This window comes from Jiangella aurantiaca (genome assembly GCF_004349105.1).
Classification (GTDB): Bacteria; Actinomycetota; Actinomycetes; order Jiangellales; family Jiangellaceae; genus Jiangella; species Jiangella aurantiaca.
Map to the genome: position 1 here is coordinate 54,039 of NZ_SMLB01000023.1, position 14,483 is coordinate 68,521.

Sequence of the window (14,483 nt, forward strand, 5' to 3'; positions counted from 1 at the left end):
GGTCAGAACCAGGTCTCGACGACGTCGGTGACGACGCCGTCCGGGCCGGTCAGCGGGATCCGCCGCCACTTGTCGAACGTCGTGCAGGGGTGCGAGATGCCGAGCTGGACGCGGTCGCCCACGGCCAGGACGGTGCCGTCCGGCAGGGCCACGAACGCGTGCTGGTCGTTCAGCGCGGTGACCTCGGAGCCGTCCAGGGGCAGGACCTCCGCCGAGCCGCGGGGGAGGACGGCGAGCGGGATCGGCAGCCCCTGGTCGAACGAGGCGTCGCGGCGGCCGACGTCGAGGAAGGCGCGCCCGGGCTCCGGTGCCGACACGACGGTGCCCCAGACGGTGAGCGCGGCGCGCAGCCGGGCCGGCGCGTCCGGGCCGTCGAGCGGGGAGTTGCGGTGGAACATGCCGGAATCGTGCGTGACGTAGCAGCCGCTGCGCAGGATCACCCGGCCGCCGCCGGTCAGCACGTCCGCGACGACGTCGTAGAACATGCTCCCGCCGGCCGACAGCACAGGCGCGCCCGCGGTGTCATCTGTGTCGGCGCGCACCTCGTCGGCGGCCGCGCGCAGGGTCTCCAGGTACGCCCGGACGGCGGCCAGCGACGGCGCCGTGCGGTCGCCGGCCACCGAGCCCTCGTAGCCCGCGACGCCGGTGAGCCGGATGTTCGGCGCCCGCCCGATCGCGGACCGGACGGCGTCGCGATCGGCCTTCGTGCGGGTGCCGGTGCGCCCGCCCGGCGACCCGACCTCCAGCAGCACGTCGACGACGGTGCCGCTGGGTGCGGCGGCGGCCTGCAGGATTTCGACGCCGTCGGTGGAGTCGACCCAGCAACGGAAGCCGAACCCGCCGCCGGCCACCTCGCCGGCGACCCAGGCCGCCTCGCCGGGCTGCACCAGCTCGTTGGCCAGCTGCACCGACGGCACACCGTGCTCGCGCATCACCCGCACCTGGGCGGGCGTCGCGGCGGTGATGCCGGTGGCGCCGGCGGCCAGCTGGCGGTGGAACAGCGCCGGCGCCATCGTCGTCTTGCCGTGCGGCTGCAGCTCGACGCCGTGCTCGCGGCACCACGCCGCCATCGTGGCGAGGTTGTGCTCCAGCGCGGCGTCGTCGAGGACCGCGAACGGGGTGGGCAGGTCGTGGAGGGATCGACCGACGGTGGAAGGGGTCACGAGCGTCACGGTACTGGGAAAGTGCCCCGCAGGTTCACCGCGGAGTAGGCGATGTGCCTGGTCAGCGGATCGGCCGCGAGCGCGGCGTCGGTGACCGGCAAATGCGAGTGCGTCTCGTTGTACAGCCGCACGAACGCCTCGGCGAAGTTGACGCCGGCGGCCCGGCCGGCCTCGCCGTTGTACGACTCGACCAGCTTGCGGGCGAACACGCCGTGGTAGCCCTGGCTGACGAACTGGTCCATCGCCGCGAGCTTCGTCCCGACGACGTCGGTGATGTCGATGTAGCAGTCGTTGCGCACGCCGCCGAGGCTGAGCGCGTCGAGGTTGAACACCGGCAGCCCGCCGAGGAACACCTGCCGCACCGGCACCTCGTCGCGGCCGTCGAGGTTGCGCAGGTAGGTGCCCGCCCGCGAGAGCGCCGCCAGCGCCATGCCGGTGGCGACGGAGTGCGGGTCGAAGTAGGCGGGGTTCTTCGGATGGTCGCAGATCACGATCTCCGGCTGTTCGGCCGCGATGTGCTCGGCGATCTCCTCGACGACGTCCTCGTGGACCGTCGCGTAGGTGTCCTCGTGGTCCAGCGTGATGACCTTGCCGATCCCGATGATGTCCGCGGCGCGCTCGAGCTCGTTCTTCTTGTTCGCGACGATGTCGTCCAGCCCGGCGGTCGCGATGTCGTCGTCGGGGTGGTCCTTGCGCCACTCCTCGGCGTACTTGTTCGCGTGGATGCGCCCGCCGTGGCTGAGGATCAGCGCGACGATCTCGTCGCCGCGCTGCGCGTGCAGCGCCAGCGTGCCGCCGCAGTTGGTGATCGTGTCGGCCGGGTGGGCGTAGATCGTCATGATCTTCATGGCTGTCTCCGGATGTCAGATGCGGTCGAGGACGATGAGCTCACTGGCGTAGTCGCCGATCAGGGGGACCCGAAGGCCGTGGTGCATGAGCAGTGCCCCGCTGTGCCGCGTCCCCGACGCGGCGTCGGCGTACACCGCCGCGGGGTCGAGGCCGCGCAGCCGCAGCAGCACCGTCCGGCGCAGCTGCCGCACCGACGGCGCGAACGCGAACACGGCGACCTGGTCGCCGGACGGCGCCACGTAGGCGACCGCGGTCACGTCGTCCGGTGCCCCGGACAACCGCCGCATCGCGCCGTACTGCACCGTCGCGCGGATCCGCTTGTACTGGGCGACGTACTCGGCTCCGGCGGCCAGGTCCGCGTCGGACCACGCCGCCAGGTTCCCGCCGATCCCCAGCAACCCGGTCATCGCCGAGTGGAACCGGAACCGCAGCGGGATCTCCCGCTTGGTGAGGTACGTCGGGGAGTCGGTGACCCAGGCCATCATCGTGTGCGGCGAGTGGGCGTACGCGTAGCCGTGCTGGATCGCCAGCCGCTCCAGCGCGTCGGTGTTGTCGCTGGGCCAGACCCACTCGGCGCGCGACAGGACGCCGAGGTCGGCCCGGCCGCCGCCGGACGCGCAGCTCTCGATCCAGACGTCCGGATGCAGCTCTCGCACCCGGTCGAGTACCTCGTAGAGCCCCTCGACGTGCCCGACCCAGACCGAGCCGGCGTCCTCGAGCCCGGACGACGCCTCGGTGAGCGGCCGGTTGAGGTCCCACTTCAGTGCGTCGATCGGCGCCGACGACAGCAGCGCGTCCAGCGCCTCGACGACGTGCGCGCGGACGTCCGGCCGGCTCAGCGCCAGCAGGTGGGTCTGCCGGGCCAGCGTGCGCGGGCGGGTGGGCCACTGGTAGATCCAGTCCGGATGGGCGCGGAACAGGTCGCTGTCCGGGCTGACTGCTTCCGGCTCGACCCACACGCCGAACCGCATGCCCAGCGCGTGCACCTCGTCGGCCAGTGGCTTCAGGCCGTCCGGGAAGGCGGTCCGGTCCGGCGTCCAGTCGCCGACGCCGGTGCTCTCGTCGTCGCGCCCGGCGAACCAGCCGTCGTCGACGACGAACAGCTCCGCACCCAGCGCGGCGGCCCGCCGGGCCAGCTCGAGCTGCGAGTCCGGGCGGACGTCGAAGAAGGTCGCCTCCCAGCTGTTGTAGAGCACCGGCCGGACGGTGCCGGACCTCGGCACGACGTGTGCGCGCTCGTACGCGTGCCAGCGGTCGGTGAGCTCGTCGTGCCCGGCGGCCGCGTACACGCCGACGGTGACGGGGGTGGTCCACGATCTGCCCGGCGGCAGGGGGTGGCGCAGGTCGAAGTCGTTGACGCCGGCGGTGACGTGCAGCCGGCCGTCGTTGGCCAGTTCGGCGGTCAGCCGCCAGGAGCCGCTCCATGCCAGCGCGACGCTCCACACGGCGCCGGCCCCGTCGGCGGCGCGCGCGTCGTCGCCCGCGTCGAGCGCGAGCCAGGGCTGCGCGGCGTGCCCGGGAATGCCACGACGCGACTCCAGTACCAGCCGGCCCGGCCCGAGCGGCCGCCGCGTGACCTGGGTCTCGGCGGCGTACGCACCGGCCAGCCAGGTCGCCACCCAACGCGGCTGCGACGGCAGCCCCCAGCTCGCGGAGTACGCGCGGTCCAGCACGACCGGCGTCTCGCCGTCGTTCACCAGCGTCGTCCACCGCTCCAGCGCGCCGCCGCGGACCCGGTAATGCAGCTCGGCCGCGAACGGGTAGTGCCGGTCGGCCAGCCGGATCGTCAACTCGTCGCCGCTCACGGCCGACGACTCGACGGCGAGGTCGAGCGCGCGGACGCCGTCGGCGAACTCCACCTTGAGCGCGGACTCGTCCAGCCGCCGGCCGCCGTGCGCAACCAGCTCCTCGGTATGGGCTCGCGGGCTGGACCACGTGTTCGAGCCGAACTCGCGGGCGTCGTCGGTCAGCAGCACGCCGACGTCAGCAGGCTCGATCGGGCCACCCCAGTGCAGGTGCCGCAGGTCGCCGTCGGGGGTGACGGCGAGCGTGTAGGCGAACCCGTCGCCCCGCAGCAGGAAGGAGTTCAGGTCGCGCAAGTGCAGGATCGACGGAGGATCGGCCACGCGCACACCCTAGACGTGGGACGACGTTCCATGTCAAGGTTCTCCCTCGTCCGGCACCGACGGGAGGACGGCACCTGTGCAGAACCCACGGCTGGTCCGCGACGGCGACACCGTGCGGGTCGTCGCGGGGTCCTACATCTGGACCTGGACCTCGTCCGACGACGTGGTCGTCCTGGCCGATCCGCACGGCCGGACGATCGTCGCCGGGCCGATGCAGCCGGCCGTCATGACCCGCGCCGGCCAGGGCGAGGCGCAGTCGGCATGGGCACTCGGTCGCGTCGTCGGTGTCGTCGTCGCGGACCACCTGGTCACCGTGCGCTACGCGAGCGTGAACGGGACCGACGAGCTGGAGCTGCGCTGGCGGTTCGAGCCGGAGCGATGCTGGCTCGAACCGGTCGGCTACACGATGGCCGGCGCCGCCGACGTCGTCTCGCTGCACTGGTTCGCGCGCCAGTCCGGCACCGGCGGCGGCCGGCCGGCCCCCGGACTCCGATGCCGGTACTTGGTCCACCCCGGCGTGTCCGGCTCGGCGTTGGTGAGCCCGGTGATCCAGACCCAGGCCAAGCTCGACACGACCACGTGGCTCGGCCGCGGCGGCGGCGGCGAGGTCCGGATGCGCCAGCAATGGGCGCTGCCGGCGCACTACGTCGCCGGCCTGGACTCCTCGGCCCACCCCGTCGAGGTGGGTGCGATGACGTCGAAGCTGAGCGACGCGTTCTGCCTGGGCCTGGCCGACCTGCCGGCCGGCGACCTCCTGCTCCGGTTGCACGACGAGCGGTTCTCGCCGGTGCTCCAGCTGCGTGGCGACCTGTGGGGCCACCTGCGCGGTCCGGGACGCTTCGAGCTGGGCGCGCCCATGGTGTGGACGTTCGGGCCCGACTACCCCGAGGCGATCCGCGCCTACCAGCGGGCGCTGGTCGAGAGCGGGATCGTCACGGTGCCCACGCCGTCACCGGCGAAGCTGGCGGCGGCGACGGCGTCGCAGTTCAACACATGGGGCGCCCAGCTCGCCGCGGGCACAGCGGCGCAGCGGTTCGGCCAGGCGAGCCTGGATGCGATCCACGCCCAGCTCCTCGACTCCGGGCTCGAGGTCGGCATGGTCGTCGTCGACGACAAGTGGGAGGGCGAGTACGGCAAGCTCGAACACGCGGGCGACCGCTTCCCCGAGTTCGAGCGGACGCTGGCGAGCATCCGCAGCCACGGCCACCGCGTCGGCCTGTGGGCGGCGTTCCTGCGGTGTGACGACCCCGCGACGCACGGGCTGTCGAGGGCGGACCTGCTCCGCGGACTCGACGGCGAGCCGATCGTGCTCGGCCCAGCCGAGGCGCCGTACTTCCTGTTCGACGTCACCCTCGCCGGCGTGCGAGCCGTGCTGCGCGAGCGGATCGCCGCGTTCGTCGCGAGGTACCGGCCCGCGCTGGTGAAGTTCGACTTCGGCTACGAGATCCCGGACCTGTCGCTGTGCGCACCGGCCGATCTCGACTACGCGGGCGAGCGGCTGCTCGGCCTCGCGCTCGAGGTCGTCGTCGGTGCCCTGCGGGCGGCCGATCCCGACATCGTGGTCATGTACTACGCGCTCTCCCCGTTGTTCGCTCCGTATGTCGACCTCCACAGCGTTGACGACCTCTGGATGAACGCGTCGGAGTACCACGCCGAGGTCAACCGGCGGCTGTTCTTCGGCCGGCTGCTCGGAGAGCTCGGCGTCGCCAGCTACGGCTCCGGCGGATACGACTGGGTGAACCAGGCCGACATCTGGTTCGACTCGGTCGCCTGCGGTCCGCTCGGCATGCTGGGCAGCTTCACGGGCGACCTCTCCGACAGCACGTGCCCGCCCGAGCTGGTGGCGCTGCACAACGGACTGACCCGGCTGTCGCGCCGGCGGACCCGTTTCCGGGTCGACGCCATCGGCGCGTCCCGGCTCGGGCCGGTCACCGGCGCCCGATCGTCGTCGTGGGTGCGGGTCGAGAACGGTGAACCGGTGCTGGTCGTGCTGCGGCCGGGCGGGTTCCTGGGGGCGCCGGGCGTGCGCCAGTTCGGCGGCCTGCTCAGCACGGACGTGAACGTGGCGGTGGGCTCCCTCGACGCCGGCGGACTGGCGGCGGCACGACGTATCGGCGTGGTGCCGCGCGGCGACGGCGAGCTGGTTCTGAATTTCCTGCCCGACGGAGAGCGGGTCGCCGTCGTCGTGCACACGCTCGGCGGCGATCGGCACGAGTCGTCACGCGCGGCGCGGGGCGGCCGGTTCGTCCTCCCGCTGTCGACGACCGTCGACGAGGCACCCGTGACCTGGGTGGAGCTGGTCCGCTGAAGAACGCGCACACGTCGCCCTCCAGCACCAACCACCGACAGGCCCTCCCCTCGTTGATCTTGGAGTTGTTCGGCCATTGCGGGCGATATGTCCGATAGATGGCCGAACAACTCCAAGATCAACGAGCCGAACCATCGGTTCTTGACATGGAACGGCGTTCTGCGCATCGTTCGACGACGCATCCCGCACCGTCGAACCGGGAGTCGCCCATGAATCGCCATCCCCGTCTCGTCCGCGCCACCGTCCTGGCCGGCGCCGTCACCGCCGCCGTCGGGCTGTCGTCTGTCCTGCTCGTCTCCGCCCAGCCGCTGCCCCAGCCCGTCGTCGGCAAGCCCGGCCTGCTCCTGCAGAACGGTGCCTTCGACGTGGGGAACCGCAGCGGCCACCCGATCGGCTGGGGCGTGGAGGGCAATGCCGACGGCGCCAACATCGTCAACCTGCGGGCCTACCGGACCGCCGGACTGGGCTCGCTGGAGATCAACGACGTCGCCGGCTCGGCGGTGTCGGTGCGCAGCGAGCGCATCGTCGCCACCGCGGGCGACGAGTACACGCTCACCGCGAACGTCAAGGGCCGCAGCGGCACGCCGGCCTGGCTCTATCTGGAGTTCTGGGACTTCGACCGCAACCGCATCGGCGTCACCAACGTCGAACCGGCCTTCAGCACGGACTGGCAGGAGGTCACCGTCACCGGCGTCGCCCCGCCCAACACCGCGCACGTGACGGCGCACGTCTACGGCTCGCAGGCGGCCGCGGGCATCTCGTACTGGGACGAGGCCGTGCTGACGGCCGCGCCGCCGCCGTACGACCCGCAGCTGGGCTCCGAGCGCGAGCTGTTCCTCGACGACTACCGGATCGAGTCCGCCCACGACGTCGAGCGGGTGGTCCACCCGGGCGACAAGCTCCAGCGCCCGGTGCTGCGGCCGGACCAGCCGTGGGAGGCAAGCGCCTACACCTACGGCTCGGTCTACGTCATCGACGGCCTCTACCGCATGTGGTACACGTGCTACAACGACCAGGCGCCGCACTACCACACGTGCTACGCCGAGAGCACCGACGGAATCACCTGGGACAAGCCGGTGGGCCGCTCCACCGTCTCCGGCGTGGGCTACAAGGACATCCCGGCGTCGCAGACCAACATCGTGCTGGCCGGCAGCGGGGCACACGTCACCTACAACCCCGACGCCCCCGCGGACCGGAAGTACTTCCTGATGAAGAGCCAGCCGGCGCCCGGCGTGCCCGGCGGCAACGGCTACTACGGCTGGAAGTCGCCCGACGGCTACAACTGGACGCCGCTGCAGGCGGCGCACCTGCTCAACGACGGCGACGTCGTCCAGACCACCTGGGACCCGGATGCGAAGCTGTACATCGCGACGATCAAGAAGCGGATGTTCACCTCGCGCACGCCCGGCATCTACGAGCGGTCGGCGTTCGTCTCCACCAGCCCGGACCTGGTGAACTGGACGACGCCGCAGCTGGCGGTCATGGGTGACTCCGCCGACGACGGCGCCGCCGAGGCCATCGGCGGCGTCGAGGGACAGATCTACGGCATGCCCGTGCTGCCCTACGAGAGCACCTACATCGGCGTCCCATGGGTCTTCCTGACCACCGACTTCACCTCCGGCGAGTACGCCACAGCCGCCGACGGCCCGGTGCTGCCGCAGCTGGCCACGTCGCGTGACCTGCTGCGCTGGGAGCGGCCGGTGCGCGACCCGCTGCTCGAGCCCAGCCGGGGCGGCGCCTGGGACGACGGCGCCCTCTACACCGCCTCGAACATCCTGGTCGACGACGAGAAGATCTCGATGTACTACGCCGGCTTCCAGAACGGCCACGGCGGCGCCGACTCCGACGACCCCAACCGCGACCACCACTTCGGCCAGGTCGGCCTGGCGACCTGGCGCCGCGACGGCTTCGCGTCGATGACCAACGCCTCGCTGCCCGGCCTCGGCGACCCGGGAGAGATCACCACCAAGCCGGTGGTCTTCGGCGGCGGCCAGCTGAACGTCAACGCCGTCGTGCACGAGGGCGGCAGCCTGGTGGTCGAGGTCCTCGACGCCGAGGGGACTCCGATTCCGGGCTTCACCGCCGCCGACGCGGTGGCGATCAAGGGCGACCAGCTGGCCGCCCAGGTGAAGTGGAAGGGCAACGCCTCGCTGGCCGGCCTGGCCGGACAGCAGGTGAAGTTCCGCTTCCACCTGGTCAACGTCGACCTCTACTCCTACTGGATGAGCAACTGACAGCCCGCCCCAGGCGGTGGCCGTTCCCGCCACCGCCTGGGGCGATCCTCCACGCCACGCGCGACCCCGGGAGGCACGATGACGATTCGCCGCGGAGTACCGTTCCTGGCCGCCGGGCTCGCCGCCGCGGCCGTGTTCCTGCCCTCGACGCCGTCGTCGTCCGTCGCGACGGACGACGTCTCGACGACGGCGGCGACGTCGACCCGGCTGGTCCCGAACGCGGGGTTCGAGGAGACGCAGCCCGGGCCGGCCCGCTGGACGGTCGACGCGCCGGGCGGGTCCGCGCAGGTGACCGACCAGCAGCCGATCCGCACGGGCACCAGGGCGGTCCGGACCGTGGACACCAGCGCCACCGCAGGCGTGAGCGTGCGTAGTCAGCGGCTGGCCGTCGCGCCCGGCGAGACGCTCACCGTGGCCGCCTACGCCCAGCGGATCAACACCGGAGCGGCGGCGGGCTCGCTCTACCTGGAGTTCTGGGGTGCCGATGGCGCGCGGCTCGACCCCGGCGACCCGGCCGGCACGGTGCACAACGGTGTCGTCGCCACGCCGGTCGCCGACGTGAGCGGCTGGCAACGGGTCGAGGTGAGCGGGGTGGCGCCCGTCCACGCCGTCGCGGCCACCGTCCTGCTCTACAGCAGCCAGGCCGAGACCGGCACCACAGCGTGGGACGACGTCAGCGCCACCACCCTGCCCCCGCCCGAACGGATCCAGCCGCCCAACGGGAACTTCGAGGAGAACCGCGGGAACCCGATCACGTCGCACTGGTCGCTGGGCTCGGGCGCCACCATCGTCACCGGCGGGCAGCGCACCGGCCGCCAGGCGCTGCGCACCGTCGACACCAGCACCGGCGCCGGCGTCAGCGCCTACAGCCGCCGGGTGCCGGTGACGCCCGGCTGGACGGTCAGCGCGTCGGTCTGGGCGAACGCCGACTCGGGCGGCGCCGGCTGGCTGTACCTGGAGTTCCGCGACGCCACCGGCGCGGCGCCGAATACAGCGGAGTGGCGGCCGCACGTCCAGCTCCCCGACGTCTCCGGCTGGCAGCGGCTCAGCGTCCAAGGCGTCGCTCCGGCCGGGGCCCAGACGGTGGACGTCCTCGTCTACTCCTCGTACGCGGACGTCGGCACGACGGTCTGGGACGACGTCGAAGTGCGCACCAGCGCCGACGCTGCCTACTCCCCGTCGATCGGCGGCGGCAGCGTGCTCTTCGTCGGCGACGAGCGCATCGAGAGCTACTCCGGCATGACCCGCGCCGTCGTCCCGGGTACTCCCGACGGCGACCCGGCACTGGCCGGCTTCGGTCCGGGCGTGGTGTTCCAGACGACCGCCGGGTTCCCCAATCCGCGCCCGCCGGCGACGGTCCTGCCGACCGGCGGTGGATACGAGATGTGGATCACGACCGGGCAGGGCACCGTCCATGCTACGAGCACCGACGGCCGGGTGTGGCCGGTGAACGGCCGTCAGCTGACCACCCTGACCACCAGCGCCGGGCCTTCCTACGACCAGAAGTCGGGACCGGCGGCCGTCGTGCTCAACCCACGCTGGGGACAGGCCGGCGAGCCGAAGTACTACGGCCTGCATCCGATGCGCGGGCCGGTCAGCCGGCGCGCCGGCTACCCGACGGCGTCGTCCCCGGACCGCCGCGGCATGGACTACTACGCATTGTCCTCCGACGACGGCGTCAACTGGGTCATGGTGGACGAGGAGGTCCCCGCGATCCCCGGACACGACACCGTCAGCGTCAGCTACGACGCCGCCACCGGCCGGTTCGTGGCGACGTCCAAGGCGTGGAGCTTCACCAAGAACGATGCCGGCACCTCCACCTACCTCCGGGCCGCTCGCACCGTCCTGGTGTCGACCAGCAGCGACTTCCGCACCTGGACCAAGCCGGTCCAGGTCCACGCGGCCGACCTGCGCGACTACGACGCCGTGGCGGCGGCCAACCCGGGCACCGGCGGCGCCATCGTCACCTCGTACGGCCGGCCGGTGAAGAGTGCGGACCTGTACCTGATGCCCGCCTTCCGGTACGGCGAGCAGTACCTGGCCGTCCCGTCGGTGTTCGAGATCACCTACGCGGGCACGGACGTCTGGCCGGATGTGGGTCGTGCCCACCTCGGACTGGCCTCGTCGACGAACCTCTACGACTGGAGCCGGCCGAACCGGCAGAAACTGGTCACGCCGGGTGCGCTGGCAACCTGGGACTGGGGCTTCCAGCTCGCCGCGACGCAGCTGCTCACCGTCGGCGACGAGGTGTGGCTCTACTACGGCGCGTTCAAGGGCAAGCACTCCTGCCCGGAGTCCGCCTCGGAGCCGGAGAAGGGCTGCCAGAACGGTGTCGACGACCAGGGCAACGCCCAGACCGGGAGGGTGACCTGGCAGAAGGACCGTTTCGTCGCGTTCCGTGCCGCGGCGGGCGGTGGCACGGTCACCACTCGCACCCTCGCGCCGCAGCCGGGTGGCGACCAGCTCCGGGTCGACGCGGCCACCGGCAGCGGAATCCTCCGGATCGAGGTCCTCGACGCCGACGGCAACCCGGTCCCCGGCTACACCGCGGCGGACGCGACGCCGATCCAGGGCGACGTGACGGGCCGGCTGGTCTCCTGGGGATCGACGACGACGCTGCCGAGCGGCACGATCCGGCTCCGGTTCGTCCTCAGTGCCGGCGACCTCTACTCCTACTCCATCAGCTGACCCGTGGCTGCAGTGGGAATCGGGTCGCGGCTGCGGGTGCCGGTGTTCTCGGGACGCGCCGGGGTGGCCCGGCGCGACATCACGCCACCGCCGGGGATCCGTACCCGCAACTGGGGCCCGGCGGTGACCGACGTCGCCGACGGGGTGCACCGGCCGCTGACCCTGACGGCGCTGGCCCTGGACGACGGCGGCGGCGCGCCGCTGGTGCTGGTGGCGGTCGACGGAACCTGGTGGCGGCGGGTCGAGGACGAGCGGCGGGTGCGGTCGGCGGTGCTCGTCGGGCTCGGACTCGCCGAGGAACGGTTGCTCATCGCGCTCTCGCACACGCATGCCGGTCCGGTGCTGTGCGCCGGGGACGCGGACCTCCCCGGCGGTGCGCTGATCCCGGCGTACCTGGACCGGCTGGCGGCCGCGACGGTCGAGGCCGGTCGCCAGGCCATCGCGGCGCTGGAGCCGGCGGTCCTGGACTGGACGACCGGCCGCTGCGCCCTCGCGACCGACCGCGAGCTCGTCCTGGACGGCCGCGCCGTGGTCGGGGCCAACCCCGCGGCGGCCGCCGACGACACCGTCGTCGCCGGCCGTCTCACCGCCACGACCTCGGGCCGCACGCTGGCCGTCGTCGTCAACTACGCCTGCCACCCGACCACGCTCGCCTGGCAGAACACCCTGATCTCGCCCGACTACGCCGGCGCCATGCGCGAGGTGGTGGAGACGGCCACGCAGGCGCCGTGCCTGTTCTTGCAGGGCGCGTCCGGCGAGCTCGCCCCGGCCGAGCAGTACACCGGCGACCCGACCGTCGCCGACCGGCACGGCCGTGCGCTCGGACACGCCGTGCTGAGCGCGCTGGCCGGTCTGGCGCCCGCCGGCACGGAGCTGGCCTTGGCCGAGGTGGTGGACTCCGGCGCGCCGCTGGCAGCGTGGCGACCGGCGCAGCGGCCGGCTCCGAGTCCGGCGGCGTCCGCTCTCGCCGCCCGCCGGTCGGTCGTCGACCTGCCGGTGCGGCCGCTGCCCACGCTGGCTGAGCTGGAACAGGGCTGGGCCGGTATCGACTCGCGCAGCCGCGACGAGCGGCTGCGCCGGGCCCGGCACCTCCGCGACGGTTACCTGAACGGCGGCCCCGTCGTCGGACACCCCGTCTGGGCCTGGCGGATCGGCGACGCCCTGCTGGCCGCGCACCCCGGCGAGGCGTACTCGGCACTGCAGCGCGAGCTGCGGACGCGGTTCCCCGACCGCCCGGTGCTGGTGCTCAACCTCACCAACGGCCCGGGCTTCGTGTACCTGCCGACGAAGGAGGCGTACGACCGTGGCGCCTACCAGTCCTGGCAGACTCCGCTGGCGGCCGGCGCGCTGGAGCTGCTCATCGACCACGCCGAATCCCTGCTGGAGGAGCTGACATGAGCGGCAGCGTGGTCGTCACCGGGTCCGGCCGGGGCATCGGCCGAGCGATCGCGGAACGGCTGGCCGCCGACGGCTGGATCGTGGTCGGCGTGGAACTCGACCCGGCCGTCGACCCCGGCGCCTGCGCCGACGTCGTGACGGGCGACACCGCCGAGTACGCCACACATGCCGAGGCGGCACGGCGCGCCCAGCACCTGGCCCCGCTGGGCGGCTGGGTCAACAACGCCGGGATCACCGGACTGACCCCGCTGCACGCCCTGGACCAAGACGCGGTGCGCGCCGTCGTCGAGATCAACGGCCTGGGCTACCTGTGGGGCTGCGCCGCGGCGGTCGAGGCGTTCACCGCGCAGGGCGGGCCGGGAGCCGTCGTCAACATCTCCTCGATCCACGGCCGGGCCAGCTATCCCGGCCATGCCGCCTACGAGTTCACCAAGGGCGGAGTCGACGCCCTGACCCGCAGCGTCGCCGTCACCTACGGGCCGGCCGGTATCCGCGCCAACGCCGTCGCCCCCGGCGGCGTGCGGACACCGCACCTCGAGGCCCACATCGCCGCGTCGGCCGACCCGGAGTCCACCGAGCGCGAGCTGGCCGAGGGGCCCCCGCTGGGCCGGATCGCCGAGCCGCACGAGGTGGCGGCCGTGGTCGCGTTCCTGCTCTCCGCCGACGCCGCCTACGTCAGCGGCCAGTCGATCGCCGTCGACGGCGCCTGGACCGCGGCCTTCGGCGACCCGGTCAGACGTCGAGGATGAACCGTGCGGCGGGGGAGAGCCGGTGGTAGACCGCCTCGCGGACGTGGGCGGCCTGGTCCAGCTGCTGCGGCTCGTCGCGGCGGCAGTACGACATGGTCGGCCCGCGGCGCGCGACGCCGGTGCGGTGGCTGATGCTCGGCAGCGGCGAGCCGCACAGTGCGAGCGTCCAGCTGTCGGCCGATGGGCGGCGGTGGAGCGAGCCCGTGGTGCGCACCACCCGGACCCGCGACCGTGCGCTGCGGTACACCGACATCGAGCCGCAGCAGGCGCAGTTCGTGCGGGTGACCGGCGTCGCCGGCACGGATACACCGGTCACCGAGCTGGAGCTCTACGCGGCCGACGTCGACACCTTCGAGAACGATCCGGTGTTCGGCGTCCCGCGCGGCTGGACCGACGCGCTGAACGCCACGACCACCGATGTCGACCTCGGCGGCTTCGAGAGCCGGCGCTCGCTGCGGCTGTTCGACAATTACACCGACCAGGTCGCCAAGATCACCAAGCCGGCTCCGGACCGGACCCGCCAGGTGACCACCTTCGAGCTCGGCAGCTCCGAGTGGAACTACCGCGGACAGTTCGTCTTCGACGTCCTCGGCCGCTCCGGCGACAGCCGGACCGTGCGCTGGCACTTCCTGCTCACGCCCGGGGCGTATCCCGCGCCGGGCAGCACGGGGACGCCGGCCAAGCCGACGTTACAGGCGTGGAACGGGTCGCGCTGGCTCCTTGTCGGCACGCTGGACCAGCTGATCGAGCCGCACACCTGGCGGACGGTCACCGTCGACGCGACCCCGGCCACCGCCACGGTCACGATCGGCGGGCAGACGTTCACCACGTCGACGACGTACCAGCCGGCGACCGCACTGGCAGGCGTGGCATTCACCTCCGCCGGGACCGGCGTCACGAGCACCACCTGGTTCCTCGACGACGTCCGGATCGGCGACCGGTGACCGAAGGAGTTCGAGTGCTCGACC

At 72.7% G+C, this 14,483-nt stretch carries 10 protein-coding genes; 6 read left to right on the forward strand and 4 right to left on the reverse strand.

All coding sequences use genetic code 11. The features are described from left to right. Positions 1-2 precede the first annotated feature (2 nt). From E1262_RS16995 to E1262_RS17005, 3 genes are read right to left on the reverse strand one after another with little or no spacing between them, the layout of a single operon-like run. On the reverse strand, positions 3-1,163 hold the full coding sequence (locus E1262_RS16995) for an alanine racemase (protein WP_132104333.1): 1,161 nt from the start codon (positions 1,161-1,163) through the stop codon (positions 3-5). Between the two features lie 5 nt (positions 1,164-1,168). Beyond that, positions 1,169-2,011: a PIG-L deacetylase family protein gene (locus E1262_RS17000; RefSeq protein WP_132104334.1), complete on the reverse strand. Its 843-nt coding sequence runs from the start codon at positions 2,009-2,011 to the stop codon at positions 1,169-1,171. Between the two features lie 15 nt (positions 2,012-2,026). Beyond that, positions 2,027-4,138 (reverse strand): alpha-galactosidase, encoded by a 2,112-nt coding sequence (locus E1262_RS17005; RefSeq protein WP_162605955.1) that lies wholly within the window; start codon positions 4,136-4,138, stop codon positions 2,027-2,029. A 76-nt stretch (positions 4,139-4,214) separates the two neighbouring features. Between E1262_RS17005 and E1262_RS17010 the strand changes: the two genes are divergently transcribed. The 5 genes from E1262_RS17010 (at position 4,215) to E1262_RS17030 (ending at position 13,515) form a co-directional block, all read left to right on the forward strand. Continuing rightward, positions 4,215-6,446, forward strand: a complete 2,232-nt coding sequence (locus tag E1262_RS17010; RefSeq protein WP_132104336.1) for an alpha-amylase family protein — start codon at positions 4,215-4,217, stop codon at positions 6,444-6,446. Between the two features lie 209 nt (positions 6,447-6,655). Further along, the gene (locus tag E1262_RS17015) at positions 6,656-8,680 is read left to right on the forward strand and encodes a glycoside hydrolase family protein (RefSeq protein WP_132104337.1); all 2,025 of its coding nucleotides are present in this window, start codon (positions 6,656-6,658) and stop codon (positions 8,678-8,680) included. A gap of 78 nt (positions 8,681-8,758) precedes the next feature. Next, on the forward strand, positions 8,759-11,368 hold the full coding sequence (locus tag E1262_RS17020; RefSeq protein WP_132104338.1) for a carbohydrate binding domain-containing protein: 2,610 nt from the start codon (positions 8,759-8,761) through the stop codon (positions 11,366-11,368). 3 nt (positions 11,369-11,371) lie between these two features. Beyond that, positions 11,372-12,766: a hypothetical protein gene (locus E1262_RS17025; RefSeq protein WP_203453955.1), complete on the forward strand. Its 1,395-nt coding sequence runs from the start codon at positions 11,372-11,374 to the stop codon at positions 12,764-12,766. Then, positions 12,763-13,515 (forward strand): SDR family NAD(P)-dependent oxidoreductase, encoded by a 753-nt coding sequence (locus E1262_RS17030; protein ID WP_132104339.1) that lies wholly within the window; start codon positions 12,763-12,765, stop codon positions 13,513-13,515. Before E1262_RS17025 ends, E1262_RS17030 begins: the two co-directional genes overlap by 4 nt. On the opposite strand, the gene E1262_RS17035 is transcribed toward E1262_RS17030, so the two are convergent. After that, positions 13,499-13,729 (reverse strand): hypothetical protein, encoded by a 231-nt coding sequence (locus E1262_RS17035; RefSeq protein WP_132104340.1) that lies wholly within the window; start codon positions 13,727-13,729, stop codon positions 13,499-13,501. The genes E1262_RS17030 and E1262_RS17035 overlap by 17 nt on opposite strands. Between E1262_RS17035 and E1262_RS17040 the strand changes: the two genes are divergently transcribed. Beyond that, positions 13,719-14,459, forward strand: coding sequence for a hypothetical protein (locus tag E1262_RS17040; protein WP_132104341.1), 741 nt, complete (start codon positions 13,719-13,721; stop codon positions 14,457-14,459). The genes E1262_RS17035 and E1262_RS17040 overlap by 11 nt on opposite strands. The last annotated feature ends 24 nt before the right edge of the window (positions 14,460-14,483 follow it).

Coding starts and splice junctions, on each gene's coding strand:
- E1262_RS17000 (WP_132104334.1), bottom strand. CDS start 2,011: ATGAAGATCATGACGATCTACGCCCACCCGGCCGACACGATCACCAAC.
- E1262_RS17015 (WP_132104337.1), top strand. CDS start 6,656: ATGAATCGCCATCCCCGTCTCGTCCGCGCCACCGTCCTGGCCGGCGCC.
- E1262_RS17020 (WP_132104338.1), top strand. CDS start 8,759: ATGACGATTCGCCGCGGAGTACCGTTCCTGGCCGCCGGGCTCGCCGCC.
- E1262_RS17030 (WP_132104339.1), top strand. CDS start 12,763: ATGAGCGGCAGCGTGGTCGTCACCGGGTCCGGCCGGGGCATCGGCCGA.